This is a genomic window from Leucobacter sp. WKLB1, from assembly GCF_059696215.1.
Window position 1 is genome coordinate 3,070,029 of the sequence record NZ_AP046115.1, and the last position, 18,907, is coordinate 3,088,935.

Sequence of the window (18,907 nt, forward strand, 5' to 3'; positions counted from 1 at the left end):
ACGGTCACCGACGACGTGCCGCCAGCACTGTGAAGGTTGCTGTGCGCGCGAGCTGCTGCGCAGACCCGATCTCACGCTCGACGAGCGGCCGGTAGTTCAGGTGAGAATTGAAGACGAGCCGCAGTTCGCCGCCCGGCGCCAATGCACGACGGCATGTTCTGATGAGTCGCTGACCGACACCGGAGTGCACCGTGGCGCCCGTGTGAAACGGGGGGTTCAGCATGATCAGGTCCGCCCACCCGTCAGGCACAGCTTCAAGCGCGTCGGCCCGCCGAACGACGATGCGATCAGCCACCCCTGCCGCGTCAGCGGTTGCACGAGTGGCCGCGACCGCAGCCTTGGATTGATCAGTCGCGATCAGCCGAGCCGTCGGAAAGGCGCGCGCGGCCGCGACCGCGAGCACCCCGTTGCCGCACCCGAGGTCGACGATCTGCGCCGCCACGGGTGGCGTGGCCACGAGCGTGTCGAGCAGCAGGCGGCTGCCGTGGTCAAGCACCGGCCCGCCGAAGGTCGACCCGAAGGCAGCGATCCGGAAGTCGAGCGCCGCATCATCACCCCAGCGCGGCAGGAGCGCAAGCGAGTTGTCAGCCGCGATCGGTCGCGGTGAACTCGCGGTGAGCACCCGCGATTTGCGCCAGCCGAGCCCGGCGGACACGTCAGCGAACGAGCGGGCCAGCACGTCGTTCATGGTGCGCGTCATGTGTTTCACCCGGCCCCCGGCGAAGACGCGCACGTCAGGAGCAGCCCAGCGGGCGATCGCGGTCGCGATCTCATCGAGCGCGTCGAGCCCTCGGGGCAGCTGCAGCAGCACGAGTCGCGCCCCGGAGAGCAGCTCGGGGCCGAGTTCGTGAGCACTATAGGTGTCGGAGAACCCGAGTCGCTCGGCGTTCTGCGCGAGCGCGCGCTCACCGAGCAACGGGTCTTGGTGGGTACGGATCGCCGTCGCTCCGAGCGCCGCGAGCCCCAGGGTGAGCGCGCCGTGTCGATCACCGATGACGACGATCGTGCCGGGTACTGCGAAACGTTCGGGTGCTGCGGTCGCGGCGGTGCGCACGATGAGGTGGTCTGCGGCATCGTATGCCTGCAGCTCTTCGGCGTCGAAGTCGGGCTCGCGCGTGAGCTGCGTGAACAGCGCGGTCAGCGTCTCATCGATGAGTGGCTGGTTCTCGCCCGGTGCCGCAGCGTGTATTCCGGTCACCGGATCGGGCTGCGAATCGGCACTGCTCACGGGTGCCACACGACGACTTCAGCGTTGCGACGCACGCGCGTACCGCGCTTCAGCGTTACCACTTCGCCGCCGGCCGAGCCGGCCGCGAAGACGCGTCGGTCGGGGCGCTGCAGACGCTCTTCCGTGACCGCCCGTTCGAGGTCGCGCACGCGCCCTTCGAGTTCGCGTACGCGGTCTTCCAACTGCAGCACGCGACGGATGCCTTCGAGGCTCAGGCCCTCCGCTGAGAGTCGAGCTACTTCGCGCAATCGGGCGACATCGTGCAGGGAATAGCGACGCGTATTGCCACGGGTGCGCTGCGGGGACACCAGGCCGATGCGGTCGTACTGCCGCAGGGTCTGCGGGTGCATCTCCGCGAGCTCTGCGGCTGCGGCGATCGCGAAGACCGGTGTGAAGCGGTCCATCTGCGGAAGCGCCATGATGCTCACCTGCTTTCTGTACGTCGATGTGGCGCAAGGCGCGAGGCGCGGTACGAGTGCATGTCTCGATACCGCGCCTCGCCCCATTGCATGTTCGGGTTACCCCTTCGCCCTCGCGAGCAAATCTTCGCGAGGGTTCTCCTGCGGTTCGACGGCACGAAACGCTTCGAGCGCCTCGGTGGCTTCGGCTGACAGGTGCGACGGCACGACGATCTGCACTTCGGCAAGAAGGTCGCCGGTTCCCTTGGAACTCGAAACTCCGCGACCCTTGACGCGCAGCACCCGACCGCTCGGGGTTCCGGGCTGCACCTTGAGCTTCACCGGGGCTCCGCCGAGCGTCGGCACCTCGACGGTCGCGCCGAGCGCGGCCTCCGAGAACGTCACTGGCAGCTTGAGGCGCAGGTTTTGGCCGTCGCGCTCAAACACGGGGTGCTTGCGCACGCTCACCGTCAAGATGATGTCGCCCGCCGGCCCACCGGTGGGGCTGGGCTCGCCCTTGCCGCGCACCTTAATCTTCTGACCGTCGGCCACGCCCGCGGGAATCTTGACCTTGACGGAGCCGGTGGACGCCTGCAGCGTCACGGTCTTGCCCTGCACCGCAGTTTCGAAATCGAGCGTCGTCGTGGCCTGGATGTCGCGTCCGGGCTGCGGGCCCCGAGGGGCCCCGCCGCCGAACATACCGCCAAAGAGGTCCTCAAAGCCCTGCGGACCGCCCGACTGGAAGTGGGTATTACGCCCACCCGCGCCGCCGAAACGACCGCCGAACATGTCTTCAAAGCCCTGCGCGCCGCCGCCCGAGGTGAAACGGGCGCCGCCGGCGCCCATTGCGCGGATCTGATCGTACTCGGCCCGTTGCTCGGAGTCCGAGAGCACCGAGTACGCCTCGCTGATCTCCTTGAACTTCGCTTCGGCTGCGGCATCGCCCGGGTTCGAATCCGGGTGATACTTGCGAGCGAGCTTGCGGTACGACTTCTTCAGGTCAGCGTCGCTGACGTTCTTCGAGACACCGAGCAGCTGGTAGAAGTCTTTGTCGAGCCAATCCTGACTAGCCATCCGCTCCCACCGCCACCGCTACCTTGGCGGGGCGCAGCTCGACATCGCCGATGCGATAGCCCCGTTCGACCACGTCAAGCACGGTCTGCTGCTCGGTGCCGGGCACCGGCACCTGAGCGATCGCTTCGTGAAGCTGCGGGTCGAACACTTCGCCCGCTTCACCGAAACTCTGTACGCCGAGCCGCTCGAACGTGCCGCGAATCTTCTGAGCGATCGTCGCAAACGCGGTGCCCTCAGTGAGGTCGCCGTGCTTCTCGGCTCGGTCAAGGTCGTCGAGCACGGTGAGCATCGGAGTCACGGCCGCGGCGATCGCGCGCTGCTTTTCGAGCAGCGCGTTCGCCTCGGTGCGCTTGCGATAATTCGCGTACTCGGCGGTCAGGCGACGCAGATCGTCGAGATACGGGTTGTTGGCATCATCCGCCGCCGCCGCGTCCTCGCTCTGCTCGGCACCGAGAATATCGTCGACCGTGAGATCGGCCTGCGCGTCTTCTTCGGAAGCCTGGCCGGCGGAGCCGGAGTCCTGCGACTCCGGCTCCTGAGCGGGAACCTCGTCAGCGTTCGGGTCTTGCCCGGGCGTGCGCTGTTCCTCGTTCGCCATGGTTACTTCTTCTCCTCGTCGTCTTCAACGACCTCGGCGTCAACCACGTCGTCATCGTTCGACTCGCCTTGAGCAGCCCCCTCGGCGGGTGCCTCGGCCTGAGCAGCGGCGTAGATGGCCTCGCCGAGCTTGGTCTGGCTCTGGCCCAGCTTCTCGGAGGCGTTCTTGACCGCTTCCTCATCTTCGCCGGCCAGTGCCTGCTTCAGCGCGTCGAGATCGCCCTGCACCTCGGTCTTGACGTCCTCGGGCAGCTTGTCTTCGTTCTCGGTGATGAGCTTCTCAACCGAGTACGCGAGCTGCTCAGCGTTGTTACGCACCTCAGCGGCTTCGCGGCGCTGCTTGTCTTCCGCAGCGTGTTCTTCCGCCTCGCGCACCATGCGCTCGATGTCTTCCTTCGAGAGTGTCGACCCACCCGAGATGGTGATGGTCTGCTCCTTACCGGTGCCCTTGTCTTTCGCCGACACCTGCACGATGCCGTTGGCATCGATGTCGAAGGTGACCTCGATCTGCGGAATCCCACGCGGAGCCGGCGCGATACCGGTCAGTTCGAAGGTGCCGAGGTTCTTGTTGTCGCGGGTGAACTCGCGCTCGCCCTGGAACACCTGGATGGCAACCGAAGGCTGGTTGTCTTCCGCGGTTGTGAAGGTCTCGCTGCGCTTCGTCGGAATCGCCGTGTTGCGCTCGATGAGCTTCGTCATGATGCCGCCCTTGGTCTCGATACCCAGGGAGAGCGGAGTCACATCGATGAGCAGCACGTCCTTGCGCTCACCCTTCAGCACGCCGGCCTGCAGGGCAGCGCCCACGGCGACGACCTCATCGGGGTTGACGCCCTTGTTGGGCTCGCGTCCGCCGGTGAGCGACTTCACGAGTTCAGTGACGGCGGGCATGCGGGTCGATCCGCCGACGAGCACGACGTGAGCGATGTCGCCAACCTTGACGCCGGCCTCTGCGATGACGTCCTGGAACGGCTTGCGCGTGCGCTCAAGCAGATCCTTGGTGAGCTCCTCGAACTTCGCGCGGGTCAGCGTCGCGTCAAGGTTCGCCGGGCCGTTCTCCGTGAGCGACAGGTACGGCAGCTGAATCTGGGTGCTCATCGAGTTCGAGAGCTCCTTCTTCGCCTGCTCAGCCGCTTCCTTCAGACGCTGCAGCGCGATCTTGTCATTCGCGACGTCGACTCCGGTCGAGGTCTTGAACTGCTCGATGAGCCACTGCACGATGCGCTGGTCCCAGTCATCGCCACCGAGGCGGTTGTCGCCCGCGGTCGACCGCACCTGGATAGTCGAGAAGTCGTCATCCTTGCCCACCTCGAGCAGCGAGACGTCGAAAGTGCCGCCGCCGAGGTCGAAGACCAGGATGAGCTCGTCTTCCTTGCCCTTGTCGAGGCCATATGCCAGGGCAGCAGCCGTCGGCTCGTTGATGATGCGCAGCACGTTGAGGCCCGCGATCTCACCGGCCTCCTTCGTCGCCTGACGCTCGGCATCGTTGAAGTACGCCGGAACCGTGATGACGGCGTCGGTGACCTTATCGCCCAAGTAGGTCTCCGCATCGCGCTTCAGCTTCTGGAGCGTGCGAGCGGAGATCTCCTGAGGGGTGTAGCGCTTGCCGTCGATCTCATCGGTCTTCCAGTCAGTACCCATGTGGCGCTTGACCGAAGCAAGGGTGCGGTCAACGTTGGTGACCGCCTGGCGCTTTGCGGTCTCACCGACGAGCACCTCGCCGTCTTTCGTGAAAGCGACGATCGAGGGGGTGGTGCGCAGGCCCTCTGCGTTCGCAATGACCGTGGGCTCGCCACCCTCGAGGACTGAAACCACCGAGTTGGTGGTGCCGAGGTCGATGCCGACTGCACGTGACATGTGTTCTCCTTCGTTCGTTGAATTCGGGAGGCTGATCGCCACCCGGAGTCTGCACTCGCCCGCGGACCCGCGAAACTACGAGTTCGAGGTTGAGCCTGATGGACTCAAGTTTACTCGGACCCGCCTAAAGGTCAAGTTCGCGGGCTCAAACTTGAGTCGATCTCACTCAACTCTCAGAATCGCTCGCGAAGGCATGCGCTTCGAAGTCGTACTCCTGATGCAACTCAACCTCAGTGGCCCACCGGTTTGCGACGAACTCCTGGTGCACGGGGTGATCGTTGTACGCCTCGTACGCTGCCTGATCGACGAACACCATGCTGAATTGCCACGCAAGGTCGCTCTTCGAACTGACCTGCCGATTCACCGCGAACTCGGTCACCCCGGGAATGCTCGGCAGCAAGCGATGAGCGGTTTCCAGAAACTCCTGCTCCTGCGTCGACCCGGCAGGATGCACGAGACGAAAAACGACGGTGTGTTGCAGCGACATGGGATCTCCTGGCGGTAATCGAACGTGGATTTCGAGCATACGCAGCACCTCTGACATCGACGAGGTCGAACGCACCGTCCCAGAGAACGGGTGGTGTCTCGATACTGAACTCCGCGCAAATCGCCCGCGCTCCGGTGCCTGCACGCAGCTACGCTGTCCCTATGACCGAGCACGTCCTGCCGGCCCCCTCCTCGTCGGGCCCCGCAGACATCGAATCCGTGAAGAAGCGCACCGTGTTTGCCTGGTCACTGTGGGATTGGGGCTCGGCGTCGTTCAATGCCGTTGTCACGACATTCGTATTCAGCGTCTACATCACGAGCGCTCCGTTCGGCCCGGAGGAGCAGGTCTCCGCGCAGCTCGGCGTCGCGCTCCTCATCGCCGGCGTGGTCGTCGCACTCTTCGCACCGGTCATCGGTCGGCTCACTGACCAAGCCGGGCGCCGCAAATTCTGGCTCGGCGTCAACACCGCGATCGTGGTCGCGAGTACCGTGCTCATGGTGTTCGTCGCCCCGAACCAGCAGTTCCTCATATTCGGCCTCTTCCTACTCGCCGTGGGCAACGTCGCATTCGAATTCGCGAGCGTGAGCTACAACGCGATGCTCGGCCAGATCGCGAACAATCGCAATGTCGGCAAGATCTCGGGCATCGGCTGGGGCATGGGGTACCTCGGCGGCATCGTGCTGCTCGCGATCATCCTGGTCGGCTTCATCTTCCCTGATGTCGGGTGGTTCGGGGTCACGGCCGAAGGCTCCTGGAACGTACGCATCGCGATGCTTCTGTCGGCCGCTTGGTTCGCGGTGTTCGCGATCCCAGTCTTTTTTGCCGTCCCCGAGATCGAAGCCGCACCCCACCCCAAGAACGGAGGGCGCTGGTTCTTCAGTGCCTACGCAGATGTGTTCCGGAGCATTGCTGATCTGTGGCGCAATGCCCGTCAGACGCTCTATTTCCTCTTCGCAAGCGCCGTGTTCCGCGACGGGCTGGCCGGCGTCTTCACGTTTGGCGGTGTGATCGCCGCCCGCAGCTTCGGCTTCGACAACACGACGGTGATCCTCTTCGCCATAGCCGCGAACGTGGTCGCCGGCCTCGCCACGATCGGCGTGGGTATTTTCGAGGATCGACTCGGCGCAAAGCGCGTCATGATCTGGTCGATTCTCCTCATGGTGGTCTGCGCGTTGCTCGTTTTCGCACTGCACTCCTTCGGCACCTGGGTGTTCTGGGTCTTCGGCCTCTTGCTGTGCATCTTCGTCGGCCCGGTGCAGTCGGCCAGTCGATCGTTCCTCGCACGGCTCATTCCGGCCGGGCGGGAGGGCGAGATCTTCGGCCTCTATGCGACCACGGGCCGAGCCGTGTCGTTCCTCGCCCCGCTCGGTTTCACCGTGGCGATCGCCATTGGCGGTTCGACGATCTTCGGGATCATCGGCATCGGCCTCGTACTCCTCATCGGGCTGCTCCTCCTGCTGCCCGTCAAAGCGCGCGCCTAGTTCCCATCTGCAGTGTCGGCGGCTCCGCGTAGTCTCGGAGGCATGACCGACGCCCGCACGGATGCCGACCGCAGCCCGGCCCTCGACCTGACCGTTGACGCCGGTTTTGCGATCCTGCTCGCTGTCTGCACCTGGCGCTATTTCGTGTACCACCCGCTCGAGGGCACCGGAATACTCGCTCTGATGCTCGCAATTGGCACGGGAATCGCCTATGGCATCGAGGTCGCGCGACCGCTCATTCGAGACACGGCACTCACGCAGCAGCGCTTAGGCATTCTGCTCGCGACGGCGCTCTGGCTCCCACTCACGGTGCTCGCCCCATCATTCGGTTGGTGCGCTTTTGCGCTCGTCTTTGCGGTGCACCGGGTGCTCTCGACGCGCACGGCACTGATCATCTCAACGATCATCGTGGTCGCGGTCAGTCTTGGCCTGCTCATCATGTCGCGAGGGCAAGATCTGGGTCTCGTGCTCGGCCCGTTCTTCGGCGGCCTCGTGCTGTCGTATGCCTACGCCACACTGACGCAGACGATCACGGCGAAACGGGCCGTCATCGCCGAGCTCACCGATACACGGACGCAACTCGCTCGGTTCGAACGCGAGGCTGGTGCCCTCGCCGAGCGCAATCGATTCGCCAGCGAGTTGCACGACACCGTCGTGCAACGCACGGCAAGCGCGCTCCTCCTCCTCGAATCAGTGGAGCAGCGAGGCAACCAAACCTCGGCCGACAATACTGTCGCGGACGCTCGCGAGGCCCTCCGAGAAACACTCGTCGAGACTCGACGACTCGTGCACGGTCTCGCCGATCCCCGCACGATCGGAGTGACGCTCACCAGTGCGCTTCGCGCCGAGGCCGAAGCCGCCGGGGCGCATTTCGTGATCTCCGGCTTCGAACCCGACGTGCCCGCTCCCGTGGTGCATGCCTTGCAGCGAGTCACCCGGGAGGCACTGCTCAACGCGGCGACGCATGCGCAGGCCGACACCGTTCGGGTCACCGTGACATTTTTCTCAACTTCTATCGGCGTGGATATCGTCGACAACGGACGAGGCTTTGATGCCGAGAGCTCATCCGAAACGTTCGTGGAGCCTCGCGCCGATGGTGGCGGGTACGGGCTCCGAGCAATGCAGTGGCGCCTCCGAGATCTCGGGGGCGAACTCGCCATCGAATCTCAGCCCGGGCAAGGTACGGTGATCGCTGCCAGCGTGCCGCTGCACTGCACGAACGAAAGGACGACCGCTCCATGATTCGAATCTTGCTGGTCGACGACCACCCGGTCGTGCGACACGGCATGCGTGCACTGCTCGAGACGCAGAGCGACCTTGAGGTCAGTGCCGAGGCGGGCAGTCTTGACGAGGCAATTTTGCGACTGGAATCGCATTCGTTCGACGTCGCGCTCGTCGACCTCGATCTCGGTGAGGGGCTCCCCAACGGCTTCGACGTCACTCGGGCCATCCGAGCGAGCCCAGATGCCGCACGTGTCATCGTCTTCACCGCGTTCGACTCGGATGCGGATGTCGTGCGAGCAGCTGATGCCGGTGCCGCCGGGTACCTCGTCAAAGACAGTCGGCCAGACGAGGTGTTCCGCGCCATCAGAGCAGCCGCTTCAGGCGGTCGCGCGGGCAATATCGCCGAGCGCTTGGGTCGCCGATCCGAGCACCCCGACGACGCGCTGACGGCTCGTGAACTCGAAGTGCTCACCTTGGCGGCGACGGGCCTGTCGAACCGAGATCTTGCGCGGCAGCTCGTCGTCAGCGAGGCAACGGTGAAAACCCATCTGCACCACGCCTTCATCAAACTCGGCGCAGACAATCGTCAGGCCGCGATCGCCGCGGCGGTCAAGCGCGGAGTAATTCGCATCTGAGTCGCAACTCCGCGATATATCGCAGGTTCAACCAATCGGTTGATTCCACTGTTCTGCATCGTTCGTAGCGTGGAAACACACGATCGCCGAAGAACAGGAACCCCGATGTCTGATCGCACCACCCCCGCAGCCGCCACCACACCGCGGCGCACTCGTCGACCGCTGCTGGTTGCCACCGCCGTGGCCGCAGCGACGCTCTGCGTACTTCCGGCAGGCGCTGCGTTCGCCGCCTCCGGCCCGGCCGCCCCCGCAACGTCGACAAGCGCGTTCGGTGCCGCTGCGGAAGCCGCCGCGCTGACACCCTCTGAAACGCTCGCTTCGACCGCGTGGGAGACCACCAGCGCCGTCGACCAGAACGGCAACCCCGTCGCACTCGACAACGCCGCAGTCTCCAACTTCGTCGGCTGGGCCTACTACAGCATCGACGGCACCTTCACGATGTACAACCTCGACGACAGCCCCAAAATGCAGGGCGACTGGGAAGTCGCAGCCGACGGCTCCACCCGCACCATCACCGCCCGCGACGCCGACGGCAACCCCCTCTTCACCCGCGTCGTCCCCATCACCGAACTCACCGACACCGAGTTCACCTACCGCGTGATCCCCGACGCAGCCAACCCCGGCGTCTACTACGACATCGTCCACACCCCGACGAACCACCCCGAGCCGACGCCCGGTACCGAGGATCCCGGCACCGAGGATCCCGGCACCGCAAACCCAGGTATTGAGAACCCCGAAACCACTGACCCGGGTGCTCAAAACCCCGGCACCGCAAGCCCGGGCACTACCGACCCTGCGTCGACCGATCAGCCGGGAGCAGGCGACACCGCGGCTGCAGGCGCCAAGGCACCCAGCGCACTGGCCGTCACCGGCTCGAACGCTCCGTTCGTCGCAGGCATCGCCGGGGCACTTGCCGTGCTCGGAGGCCTCGCCGCCTTCGTCGTGAGGATGGTGCGTCGCGCAGGCTGATCCCGCGTCATCCACAACTGCCCCGGAGCGCGCACCCCACGTGCGCTCCGGGGCAGTAGCCTGTTCGGGTGGCCCGTCCTGAACTTTCTGCCGAGCAGCTCTCCGTGTACGAACGCATCGAACATACGCGCGAGCACCTCTTCATTACCGGGCGCGCGGGCACCGGTAAGTCCACGATTCTGAATCACCTTTCGTGGAACACGAGCAAGATCATCGCGGTCTGCGCTCCGACCGGGGTGGCCGCGCTCAATGTCGGCGGCCAGACCATCCACTCGCTACTCCGCCTGCCGACGGGCATCATCGCCGACCACGATCTCGACCAGCCTGCTGAGCTCAAGAAGATGCTCGCCGCGATCGACACGCTTGTCATTGACGAGATCTCGATGGTCTCAGCCGATCTCATGGACGCGATCGACCGCTCGCTGCGCCTTGCTCGCGGAAAGAAGCACGACCCCTTCGGCGGCGCGCAGATCATCATGTTCGGCGATCCGTATCAGTTGCCGCCCGTGCCACCGCGCGACCCGCACGAGCGCGCCTACTTCGACGACACCTACCGGTCACTCTGGTTCTTCGACGCGAACGTCTGGAGCACGACGTCGCTCTCGACGATCGAACTGCTCGAAGTGCATCGCCAGCGCGACGACCGATTCAAGCAGATCCTCGGCGCGGTGCGGCACGGGGTCGTCGCAGAGGATCAGGCGAACGAACTGAACGCCGCAGGTGCTCGCCCCGCACCCCGCGATGTCATCACGCTCGCTACGACGAATGCGACGGTCAACCGCATCAATGCGCAGAGGCTCTCCGAGATCAAGGGCTCCGCACTGCGCGCTGTCGCCGAAGTCAATGGCGAGTTCCGTGAGAACACGTATCCGGCCGATGAAGTGCTCGAGTTGAAAGCCGGGGCACAAGTCATGTTTCTGCGCAACGACTCTGACGGCCGGTGGGTCAACGGAACCATCGGCACGGTTTCGCGCGTCGATGGCACCGTCTGGGTCGAGATCGGGGATGAGGAGTTCGAGGTCGAACCCATGGTGTGGGAGCGTTACCGGTATCGCTACGATGCCGAGACGAAAAAGCTTGAGAAGGAAGTCGTCGCCGAGTTCGAGCAGTTCCCGCTTCGTCTCGCGTGGGCGGTCACCGTGCACAAGTCGCAGGGTCACACCTATGACGCTGCGGTGGTCGACCTGGGTCCTCGAGCATTCAGTGCTGGGCAGACTTATGTTGCGCTCAGCCGCGTGCGCTCACTCGACGGACTGTACCTGCAGCGTCCGCTGCAGCCGCGCGACGTGATCGTCGACCCCAACGTCGTGCGTTTTATGCAGGGGCGCGAGGAGAAAGCGTAGCTTTCGCATCACGCCCCTGGCGCCGCCACAGCGGCGGCCCACGGAGCGTAGCGCGGGGTGGCGGGCGCGAAGAAAACGCATAGCGTTTTCGCACACCCGCGGTGCCGCCACAGCGGCAGCCCACGGAGCGTAGCGCGGGGCGCGAGGAAGAGGGCAACGAGCGCTGCTCGTTCCCCTCTTCCTCGCGACGTCGGCTAAGCCGCAGCGAGCTTCGCGTGACCGAGGTCGCGGAATACCGCGGTGTTGAACGCGTACGCACGCCGCACCTCGTCGAGCATGCGCGCACGCTCGGAGTCGTCAAGCTGTTCGCCGAGCACGTCGAGTGCGGCACGATACTCGTTCTTGAAATCGCCGAGGTCTCCGAGCGCAGTGAAGTCGTAGAACGCAATGCCCTCGCGCGGCAGCTCGTGCTGCTTGGCGACGCGCTTGGCGATGTACTGCCCGCCCGAAAGGTCGCCGAGGTAGCGCGTGTAATGGTGGGCAACGACGCCGGCGACGAAGCCGTCAGCGGCGACCTCCCGAATGCGCGCGGCATACTCGACGGTCGACGGAACCGCCGTGATGCGATCTCGCCAGTCGGCGCCGATCAGGTGCGCGAGGTCGGCCTCAAGAGCGGGGAGGCGCACGAGATCGGGAGTGTGGAACCCGACGAAGCGCGGGTCGGCGGCGACCTGCTCGGCGGCGGCCTCGAGTGCTTCATACATGAAGTAGTGCTGGGCGACGAGGTCGATGTAATCCTGCAGCGTACCCTTGCCGCGCATGATGTCTTCCATGAAGGTGGCGCCTTCGCTATCGGAGTGATCCGACCACGAGCTCTCGCGAATCACGACCGAGAACGGCCGCTCACCAGCAGGAACCTCGGCAGCCTCAGAAGCTCCACCGTGATGCCCGTGCGCTCCGTGGGCGTGACTGCCCGAATGCTCACCCGCAGGTTCCGCATGCTCGTCGCGAGCGGGAACCCCGAGCTTCGCGCACGCCGCCTTGTACAGCTCGACGACCTCGCGACGGATCTCGGGCCGCTCGGAGATCTCGCCGCCCGGCCACGCGACCGAAAGCTCGTGCTCACCGGTGGCGTCGGTGACGCGCCATTGGCCGCCTGCACCGGTGACGCCGACCATCGTGCTGGAGCGCGCATCGGGGTACCCAAACGCTTTCGCGATCAGGAGATTGTCATCGGTGTGGTCACCGTTCATGTGCCGGGTCACACCGGCGATCACGTCATCCGCAAAAATGGTCACCCGATCATTCTAGTAAGGACAGCCTCACCTCGGCCCACCGGGCAGCGATCTTCCCAGATCCACACAGTAGACTCCCGGGTGTTCTGTGTCCTGTTCACCCCGAGATTGGCGGCCGAATTTGATCCCGCGCTTTGCACACCGCACTCGTCTGCTCGCCGTCGGCGCCCTCGTCGTGGCCGCGCTCGGACTCACGGCGTGCACCGGAGGCGGTACCGTCTCGGCGTCCGGCGATGTCAACACGATCGATGCAGGTCTCGCGACGAGCATCGACGACGCGGTCGCGAATGCGATGCAGCTGAGCGGCTCGACTGAGGCCGTGGTCGGCGTGTGGGGCACTGATGACGGCGCCTACGTGCGCGGATACGGCGATAGCGGCATCGACGGTGCGACTCGGATCCGCGCGGCACAGGCGTCCCAGCCCGTGATGTGCGCGCTCCTGCTCGATCTGGTCGATCAGGGGAAGATGGAACTCGACACCGAGGTGTCAGAAGATCTGACCCGCCAGTCGGGCATCTCGGGCGTGACGTATCGTCAGCTCTGCGACATGCGCTCCGGGGTCGCTGACTTCAAGGCCGGATACACCGACATCTTCGCCAACAATCCGTCTCGCCCTTGGGCCGAGCAGGAGTTGCTGGCCCAGGGGCTCGCACATTCGCCCGAATCGTGGCCGGGCCGTGATTTCCACGATTCTGACTCGAATGCCGTGCTGCTCGCGCGCGCGATTCACGTGAAGACCGGCATCGAACTGTCGGATCTCCTCGCCGAGCATGTCTTCTCGAAGGCCGGCATGGGATCGTCGTACTACCCCAACCAAAGCGCCACCACGGTTTCGGGCGACGCGCTGTCAGGTCTGACATACGCCTCGAGCGGCGGTAAGGCGGTCTGCGACGCTGGCCCCGTTGAGGTCGCCGAGGTCTCCCCCTCGATGCTGGCCGGCGCCGGCTCCACGGTGAGCACAGTGTCGGATCTGAAGAACTTCTACACCAACTATCTCGGCGGCAAGTTCGGCGGTGAGGCGAGCAATGTGGTGACTGACGTGCAGCCCACCACGAACCCCGCCCGCGATAAGAACGGCGAGCCGACTGAAGAAGTCGCGGCCGAGGGGCGCCTCTACGGCTTCGGCGTCGAGAAGATCGGCCCGCTCTACGGCCGCAGTGGTGCGATCACCGGAACACTGACGGCCGCATACACCGACCCCGACAGTGGTTTCTCCGTGGTGGTATCGCTGAACAACTCGTCGGCCGGCGCCGCCTTCGTGCAGGCGCTCGCCTTCCAACTCGCCTCACTCGCACAGGCGCAGGGTGTCGCCCCCGAGCTCGGGTGGAGTGCCGACGATCAGGCCGCAAAGCTCACCGCAGCCGCGGTCTGCCAGTAGCGATTCACCCGCGCGAACCGGGGCACCCGGTCTGCTAGGGTTGAAACGTTGGAGCCAAGAGGCTCCTCTGGGGATGTAGTTCAATGGTAGAACTTCAGCTTCCCAAGCTGATAGCGCGGGTTCGATTCCCGTCATCCCCTCCGAACGGGCCTTTTCCTCCACGATGAGGCCCGTTCTTCTGTTTTCCGGCCCCGACCGGTGCCGCACCCGCAACAGCACCACCGCTATCGTGAGCACATGACGATCCGAACAGTGAGCACCCTGGCAGCCGCCGCTACCGCGCTCCTTTGCTTCTCACTGATTTCGTGTGCGGCCGCACCGAAAACGGTAACGGTCGACTTCACCGATCACGCCGCGAAGCTCACCCCCGGAGACGAGCTCGTCATCGACTTCGGGGAGGTGAACGCCTCAGTGGGGTCAGCTTGGGTTGTGACGGCCGATCCCGATCTCTCGGTACTGACAGTGCCTGAGCAGCACACCGAGTATCTCGGCGAGAACGGCAGTGTCGGTGCGCCGGATCACCTGACGTATTCGCTGAGTGCGGTCGGGGCGGGTATCACCCGCGTGCAGTTCGAGTACCAGTTCCGAGGCGCCGTACCCGAGGATCCGCAGGAGCAGCGCACGGCCGTGATTGATGTCACAGTCGATCCGGACGTATGAGTCACCCATAGTCGAATCATAAGAATTCAGCAGATTCCCCGACTTTTTGCAGAACACGCATCGCAGTTCGTGCCAGGATGTGACGGATACACGTCTGACCTTGTACCGTGAAAGGTATGGATACGACAAGCTTTCAGCGCCTGCCGCAGAGCATTCAGCAGATTGTGCTCGATGGTTTGGACACCGAGGTGCAGGCCGGCCTCGAGCGACTCGACAACGCGAAGAAGGATGGAACGCTCGCTCCTGAGCAGACCGCCGCGCTCGAGGGCGACATTCGCCGCGCAGCTGAACTGCGCAACCGCTTCTCACCGGCCTGAGCCACAGCGCGGGGGGTCGTGCCGCATTATCGCTCCCGACAACGCTGCGACGCGCCACCGCCACTAGGTGTACTGACCTCGACCGTTGTTGACGCGATCGATCGGAGATTGGCCCCCGATACCGAGATGGGGCCTGTCCAGGTTGTAATAATCGAGCCAGGCAGTCAACCCTGCCCGGCGATCCTCGTTCGACGCCCACGGCCGCGCGTACGCCCACTCCGTCGCGAGTGTGCGATTCAAGCGTTCGACTTTCCCATTCGTCCACGGGCAATGCGGACGAATGAACCGTTGCGCGATGTTGTGAGCGTCAAGAACACCACGAAACACTGCGGAGTGCCGGTATGCGAAAGCGTTATCGCTGATGACACGCTCGACCCGCACCCCAAGCAACGCATAGAACGCGATCGCACGCTCCAAGACCCCAGCCGCGGTAACACCTTTCTCATCATCGTGGATCTCGGCGTACGCGACACGCGAATGATCATCGATCACGGTATGGACATAGTCGTACCCGTGTCCCCGTTTCCGGTTCGGTCGTTCGCGACGACCGTGTAGCCGCCAACCGCCACCGTCGGGGATGCGGCCGAGTTTCTTGACATCGATATGGATCAACGAGCCTGGATGATCGTGCTCGTATCGGTTCGCGGATCGTCGTTCTGCGCGGATCCGAGTTCCCGTGACGGGATCGATATCGCGCAGCAATGGTTCCCGGTGGCGGCGCAGCACCCGTCCGACCGTCGAGGCGTGCATGCCGAGCTTGCCCGCAATGAAGACCGGGCCGCGGCGGGTCAACTCACGCATGATCCGCACACGAGTCTCCGCGCACGCATTGGTGCGGTTGGGATGCGTGTGCGCGACGCTGGATCGATCTTTCAAGCCCACGATCCCCAACTCACGGAATCGGCGCCACCACCGCCACGCAGTCGTGCGAGAGACCCCCATCTCAGCGGCGACATGCGCGACCGCACGCCCGGACTGGATGCGCTGAATCATGATCAAACGGCCCGCGGGAGCCAGTCGGGCGTTAGCGTGGGACATGAGAAGCCTCCGTGGTTCGAGATGTAGAACTAGACAGCTCCAACTCGACACCGGGGGCTTCTCTTATGTCAACAACGATCCGGGTCAGTACAACTAGGCGCGCGAACCGCCCGTCGCGAGCTCGATGAGATCAGGCTGCCAGGCACCCTCGTGCTGCAGCAGGCGCGCTTTGATCTCGGTTCCGAAGAGATACCCGCCGAGCCCACCGTCTCGCCGAATGATGCGGTGACACGGCACGATCAGTGCCACCAGGTTATTGGCGCAACCCGAAGCTGCGGCGCGCACGGCCGACGGACGACCAGCAAGCGTTGCCAGTTCCGTGTACGTCACTGCTTGACCGGGCCCGACACCGCGAAGTGCCCGCCAGACCTCTCCGCGAAACGGGGTTTCGGGTTGACGCACCGCGATCGCATCGATCGCCCGCTGGTCGCCCGAGGCATAGGCGTACAGGGCCCGTGCGATCGGGTGCTCGTCATCGCGCGATTCGACGATCCCGCCCGCCACCGCATCAGGGTCGAGGTGCCCGAGCCGTTCGGCAAGCGAGTGCGCCTCGGGATCGCTCTCGGTGGCGAATCCGGCCGCGAGGACGGCGCCGTCGAGGGGCGACCAGATCGCGTGGAACGGTGCACCGACCACATCGACGACGGTGCAGCGGAGGGGTGTGGTGGTCATGCGAGATCCTTTCGCGCGGTCGATTCCAAGAAGTCTGCCCAGAGGTGCTGCGTCGCATACCCGCGATATGGCCGCCAGGGCTCGGCGATCCGCTCGGCCTCGCGGGGTGTCGGATCACCGAGCGCCCGTCGCAGAATGAGGTCGCCCGCAGGATAGGCGTCGGGGTCGCCGAGTGCACGCATCGAGATGATCTCGACCGTCCACGGCCCGATTCCGGGGAGTGCCGCAAGCTCGCGTCGAGCGGCCTCCCGGTCAGCACCGGCGCCGAGCTCGAGCCCTCCGGCGATCGACGCAGCCAGCGCACGCAGTGTCTCGGCGCGCCGGCTCGTGAGGCCGAGCGTCGACCGCAGGCTCTCCGCTGATTCCGCAGCGATCGCGGCGATGTCGAGCGCGCCGTGGAATCCGGGGGCTGAGGCGGTGCCCATGAGCGGCGTCGCGAAGCGGGCGGCGAGTCGGCCCTGCACGGTGCGGGCGGCGGCGAGCGAGATCTGCTGACCGAGCACCGTGCCGAGTGCGGTCTCGTGGGGAGCACGCGCGGCCGGCAGCCTCAGCCCGGGCCGGGCGGCGACCAGCGGGGCGAGGCGGGAATCAACTGCGAACGCCTCGGCGATCTGCCCGGGATCAGCGTCGAGGTCGAGCATGCAACGCACGATCGCGATCGCGGGCATCACGTCCGCGAGTCGAGGCAGCGTCAGCGTGACAGGAATCGCCACGGTGCCCGCTCGGCCGGGTTCGGCGCCGACCATCTCGACACCGGTCGCAACCAGGGGCCAGTGCACGTGCACGACCGCGGTGCCGCCGGGCACGTCGAGTGCGTGCTCCGTAGACCCGTCAGGGTCGATGCGGTCGCGGCCGGGAATCGCATGGGCGACCAGCGAAGCGCGCAGCGCACCGGGTTCGAACGGTGCGCGCGTGCGCAGCTGCAGTGCAAGTGTCGGGCGCTCGTCAGACGTCGGCTCCGCAGAGAGCAACCTCGAGCTGCGGAGGGCGCGGCGCGACAACTGCGATGGGGCGATCCCGAATTCTTCTCGCATCACGTCACCGAACTGACGCACACTGCCGAACCCCGCAGCGAAGGCGATGTCGGTGAGCGACAGGTCGGTCTGATCGATGAGCGCACGGGCGGCGTGCGCTCGACGGGTGCGCGCGAGCTGCAACGGGCCGGCGCCGATTTCATCGACCAGCATGCGTCGCAGGTGGCGCTCGCTCACCGCGAGTTCGCGGGCCAGGCCGGTGACGCCGACGGTGTCGATGGCACCCTCACGAATGCGGCGCACCGCCCGTGCGACGAGATCTCCCCGCGAATCCCAGTCGCGGGTGCCCGGTACCGCGTCGGGGCGACAGCGCTTGCACGCACGGAATCCCGCGGCGACGCAGGCCGCGGCGCTCGGAAAGAACCGGCAGTTCTCAGGCAGCGGTTTGCGCGCGGGGCACGAGGGGCGGCAGTAGATGCCGGTGCTCGTGACCCCGAGGTACACCCGGCCGTCCCATCGCGCGTCTCGCCCCGAAGCTGCCCGATAGCAGGCATCGAAGTCGAGCTGCAGAGTGCGAGAGTCGCGGTCGGCGGGTGCGGGGTTCACGTGACCCATTCTCGCGGTGCCGGATCACCCGTGCACGCGGAAATCGGACATCGCGGTGCGCGCACGCCGACCCGCAAGCCGCGCGCACGGGTCGCTTCGGGCGAAGCCGATACCCTCGACACCATGACTGACCTCTCGGGCCGCGATGCGCTGCTGCGCGCCACCGTCGTCGTCGTGGCCGCGGGCGGGCTGCGCGCACTCACCTATCGCGCCGTCGCCGCCGAAGCGGGCGTCTCGCACGGGCTCGTGCGGCACCACTTCGGCACGCGCGACCAACTCGTGGCCGAGGCCATGGAGTTCGCGATCGATGAGAGCCTGCGAGGCTCGAACATGGTCGGCGCCGGGCTCACCGTCGACACCTTCGCCGCCGGCATCGAGTCACTGGCCGACCGCGAGAGCGGCGTGCAGGCCTTCCAGTACGAGCTGCTGCTCGAGTCGCGTCGGCGCCCCGAGCTGCGGCCCCTCGCCGAGCGCCACTACCGGGCGTACCGCGAGGCGATCGCACAGCAGCTCGCCCGCCTCGGCGTCGATGATGCCGAACTGACCGAGCTGATCTGGTTCGCACTCGACGGCATCGTCTTCAAGCAGCTTGTGCTCCCTGAAACCGTCGAACCCGCGCTCGCGCGCATCCGCACGCTCGTCGCGGCGGCCGCGCGGCCTCTGGGGTAACTGCGACTCTCGCGTCTCACGCCCCTCGGCTCACCGCACCGCCACTGCCTACCCAACACGGCATCGCC

General features: G+C 65.5%; 19 protein-coding genes and 1 tRNA gene. 10 read left to right on the forward strand and 10 right to left on the reverse strand.

The features are described from left to right. Positions 1-4 precede the first annotated feature (4 nt). The 6 genes from ACZF5Y_RS14100 to ACZF5Y_RS14125 all read right to left on the reverse strand — a co-directional run bounded on the left by ACZF5Y_RS14100 (position 5) and on the right by ACZF5Y_RS14125 (position 5,638). Positions 5-1,228 carry a class I SAM-dependent methyltransferase gene (locus ACZF5Y_RS14100; protein ID WP_497533337.1) on the reverse strand — a complete coding sequence of 408 codons (1,224 nt, stop codon included), beginning with the start codon at positions 1,226-1,228 and terminating at the stop codon, positions 5-7. Beyond that, complete coding sequence (locus ACZF5Y_RS14105) at positions 1,225-1,647, reverse strand: heat shock protein transcriptional repressor HspR (protein ID WP_497533339.1); 423 nt, start codon at positions 1,645-1,647, stop codon at positions 1,225-1,227. Before ACZF5Y_RS14105 ends, ACZF5Y_RS14100 begins: the two co-directional genes overlap by 4 nt. A gap of 99 nt (positions 1,648-1,746) precedes the next feature. Beyond that, entirely contained in the window at positions 1,747-2,700 is a 954-nt protein-coding gene (locus ACZF5Y_RS14110) for a DnaJ C-terminal domain-containing protein (protein ID WP_497533340.1), read from the reverse strand. Next, on the reverse strand, positions 2,693-3,298 hold the full coding sequence (locus tag ACZF5Y_RS14115; RefSeq protein WP_497533342.1) for a nucleotide exchange factor GrpE: 606 nt from the start codon (positions 3,296-3,298) through the stop codon (positions 2,693-2,695). Before ACZF5Y_RS14115 ends, ACZF5Y_RS14110 begins: the two co-directional genes overlap by 8 nt. 2 nt (positions 3,299-3,300) lie before the next feature. After that, positions 3,301-5,151: a molecular chaperone DnaK gene (gene dnaK, locus ACZF5Y_RS14120; protein WP_497533344.1), complete on the reverse strand. Its 1,851-nt coding sequence runs from the start codon at positions 5,149-5,151 to the stop codon at positions 3,301-3,303. Between the two features lie 166 nt (positions 5,152-5,317). After that, the gene (locus tag ACZF5Y_RS14125; RefSeq protein WP_497533346.1) at positions 5,318-5,638 is read right to left on the reverse strand and encodes a Dabb family protein; all 321 of its coding nucleotides are present in this window, start codon (positions 5,636-5,638) and stop codon (positions 5,318-5,320) included. A 161-nt stretch (positions 5,639-5,799) separates the two neighbouring features. Between ACZF5Y_RS14125 and ACZF5Y_RS14130 the strand changes: the two genes are divergently transcribed. The 5 genes from ACZF5Y_RS14130 (at position 5,800) to ACZF5Y_RS14150 (ending at position 11,290) form a co-directional block, all read left to right on the forward strand. Further along, a complete protein-coding gene (locus tag ACZF5Y_RS14130; RefSeq protein ID WP_497533347.1) occupies positions 5,800-7,119 on the forward strand; it encodes an MFS transporter in 1,320 nt (439 codons plus the stop codon). Between the two features lie 42 nt (positions 7,120-7,161). After that, entirely contained in the window at positions 7,162-8,361 is a 1,200-nt protein-coding gene (locus ACZF5Y_RS14135; RefSeq protein WP_497533348.1) for a sensor histidine kinase, read from the forward strand. Beyond that, a complete protein-coding gene (locus tag ACZF5Y_RS14140; protein WP_497533350.1) occupies positions 8,358-8,978 on the forward strand; it encodes a response regulator in 621 nt (206 codons plus the stop codon). The genes ACZF5Y_RS14135 and ACZF5Y_RS14140 overlap by 4 nt, the downstream gene beginning before the upstream one ends. A 105-nt stretch (positions 8,979-9,083) precedes the next feature. After that, entirely contained in the window at positions 9,084-9,947 is an 864-nt protein-coding gene (locus ACZF5Y_RS14145) for a DUF4822 domain-containing protein (RefSeq protein ID WP_497533351.1), read from the forward strand. A gap of 68 nt (positions 9,948-10,015) precedes the next feature. Then, positions 10,016-11,290, forward strand: a complete 1,275-nt coding sequence (locus tag ACZF5Y_RS14150) for an ATP-dependent DNA helicase (protein WP_497533353.1) — start codon at positions 10,016-10,018, stop codon at positions 11,288-11,290. 194 nt (positions 11,291-11,484) lie between these two features. Here ACZF5Y_RS14150 and ACZF5Y_RS14155 read toward each other — a convergent pair whose 3' ends face one another. After that, positions 11,485-12,528, reverse strand: coding sequence for a biliverdin-producing heme oxygenase (locus ACZF5Y_RS14155; protein WP_497533355.1), 1,044 nt, complete (start codon positions 12,526-12,528; stop codon positions 11,485-11,487). A 118-nt stretch (positions 12,529-12,646) separates the two neighbouring features. On the opposite strand from ACZF5Y_RS14155, the gene ACZF5Y_RS14160 reads away from it, so the two are divergent. From ACZF5Y_RS14160 to ACZF5Y_RS14175, 4 genes are all read left to right on the forward strand, one after another. Continuing rightward, positions 12,647-13,903 carry a serine hydrolase domain-containing protein gene (locus ACZF5Y_RS14160; RefSeq protein WP_497533357.1) on the forward strand — a complete coding sequence of 419 codons (1,257 nt, stop codon included), beginning with the start codon at positions 12,647-12,649 and terminating at the stop codon, positions 13,901-13,903. 69 nt (positions 13,904-13,972) lie between these two features. After that, positions 13,973-14,043: transfer RNA gene (locus tag ACZF5Y_RS14165), tRNA-Gly, on the forward strand. 97 nt (positions 14,044-14,140) lie between these two features. Beyond that, positions 14,141-14,563: a hypothetical protein gene (locus ACZF5Y_RS14170; protein WP_497533358.1), complete on the forward strand. Its 423-nt coding sequence runs from the start codon at positions 14,141-14,143 to the stop codon at positions 14,561-14,563. Positions 14,564-14,679: 116 nt separating this feature from the next. After that, the gene (locus ACZF5Y_RS14175) at positions 14,680-14,880 is read left to right on the forward strand and encodes a hypothetical protein (protein WP_053353845.1); all 201 of its coding nucleotides are present in this window, start codon (positions 14,680-14,682) and stop codon (positions 14,878-14,880) included. A 63-nt stretch (positions 14,881-14,943) separates the two neighbouring features. On the opposite strand, the gene ACZF5Y_RS14180 is transcribed toward ACZF5Y_RS14175, so the two are convergent. The 3 genes from ACZF5Y_RS14180 to ACZF5Y_RS14190 form a co-directional block, all read right to left on the reverse strand. Further along, the gene (locus ACZF5Y_RS14180) at positions 14,944-15,918 is read right to left on the reverse strand and encodes an IS481 family transposase (RefSeq protein WP_497533359.1); all 975 of its coding nucleotides are present in this window, start codon (positions 15,916-15,918) and stop codon (positions 14,944-14,946) included. A 93-nt stretch (positions 15,919-16,011) separates the two neighbouring features. After that, positions 16,012-16,590 (reverse strand): methylated-DNA--[protein]-cysteine S-methyltransferase, encoded by a 579-nt coding sequence (locus tag ACZF5Y_RS14185; protein WP_497533360.1) that lies wholly within the window; start codon positions 16,588-16,590, stop codon positions 16,012-16,014. Further along, positions 16,587-18,170, reverse strand: a complete 1,584-nt coding sequence (locus tag ACZF5Y_RS14190; protein ID WP_497533362.1) for a DNA-3-methyladenine glycosylase 2 family protein — start codon at positions 18,168-18,170, stop codon at positions 16,587-16,589. The genes ACZF5Y_RS14185 and ACZF5Y_RS14190 overlap by 4 nt, the downstream gene beginning before the upstream one ends. Between ACZF5Y_RS14190 and ACZF5Y_RS14195 the strand changes: the two genes are divergently transcribed. Further along, positions 18,171-18,839, forward strand: coding sequence for a TetR/AcrR family transcriptional regulator (locus ACZF5Y_RS14195; protein ID WP_497533364.1), 669 nt, complete (start codon positions 18,171-18,173; stop codon positions 18,837-18,839). The last annotated feature ends 68 nt before the right edge of the window (positions 18,840-18,907 follow it).

Coding starts and splice junctions, on each gene's coding strand:
- ACZF5Y_RS14105 (WP_497533339.1), bottom strand. CDS start 1,647: ATGGCGCTTCCGCAGATGGACCGCTTCACACCGGTCTTCGCGATCGCC.
- ACZF5Y_RS14135 (WP_497533348.1), top strand. CDS start 7,162: ATGACCGACGCCCGCACGGATGCCGACCGCAGCCCGGCCCTCGACCTG.
- ACZF5Y_RS14175 (WP_053353845.1), top strand. CDS start 14,680: ATGGATACGACAAGCTTTCAGCGCCTGCCGCAGAGCATTCAGCAGATT.
- dnaK (WP_497533344.1), bottom strand. CDS start 5,151: ATGTCACGTGCAGTCGGCATCGACCTCGGCACCACCAACTCGGTGGTT.
- ACZF5Y_RS14130 (WP_497533347.1), top strand. CDS start 5,800: ATGACCGAGCACGTCCTGCCGGCCCCCTCCTCGTCGGGCCCCGCAGAC.
- ACZF5Y_RS14125 (WP_497533346.1), bottom strand. CDS start 5,638: ATGTCGCTGCAACACACCGTCGTTTTTCGTCTCGTGCATCCTGCCGGG.
- ACZF5Y_RS14110 (WP_497533340.1), bottom strand. CDS start 2,700: ATGGCTAGTCAGGATTGGCTCGACAAAGACTTCTACCAGCTGCTCGGT.
- ACZF5Y_RS14170 (WP_497533358.1), top strand. CDS start 14,141: ATGACGATCCGAACAGTGAGCACCCTGGCAGCCGCCGCTACCGCGCTC.
- ACZF5Y_RS14180 (WP_497533359.1), bottom strand. CDS start 15,918: ATGTCCCACGCTAACGCCCGACTGGCTCCCGCGGGCCGTTTGATCATG.
- ACZF5Y_RS14145 (WP_497533351.1), top strand. CDS start 9,084: ATGTCTGATCGCACCACCCCCGCAGCCGCCACCACACCGCGGCGCACT.
- ACZF5Y_RS14140 (WP_497533350.1), top strand. CDS start 8,358: ATGATTCGAATCTTGCTGGTCGACGACCACCCGGTCGTGCGACACGGC.
- ACZF5Y_RS14185 (WP_497533360.1), bottom strand. CDS start 16,590: ATGACCACCACACCCCTCCGCTGCACCGTCGTCGATGTGGTCGGTGCA.
- ACZF5Y_RS14115 (WP_497533342.1), bottom strand. CDS start 3,298: ATGGCGAACGAGGAACAGCGCACGCCCGGGCAAGACCCGAACGCTGAC.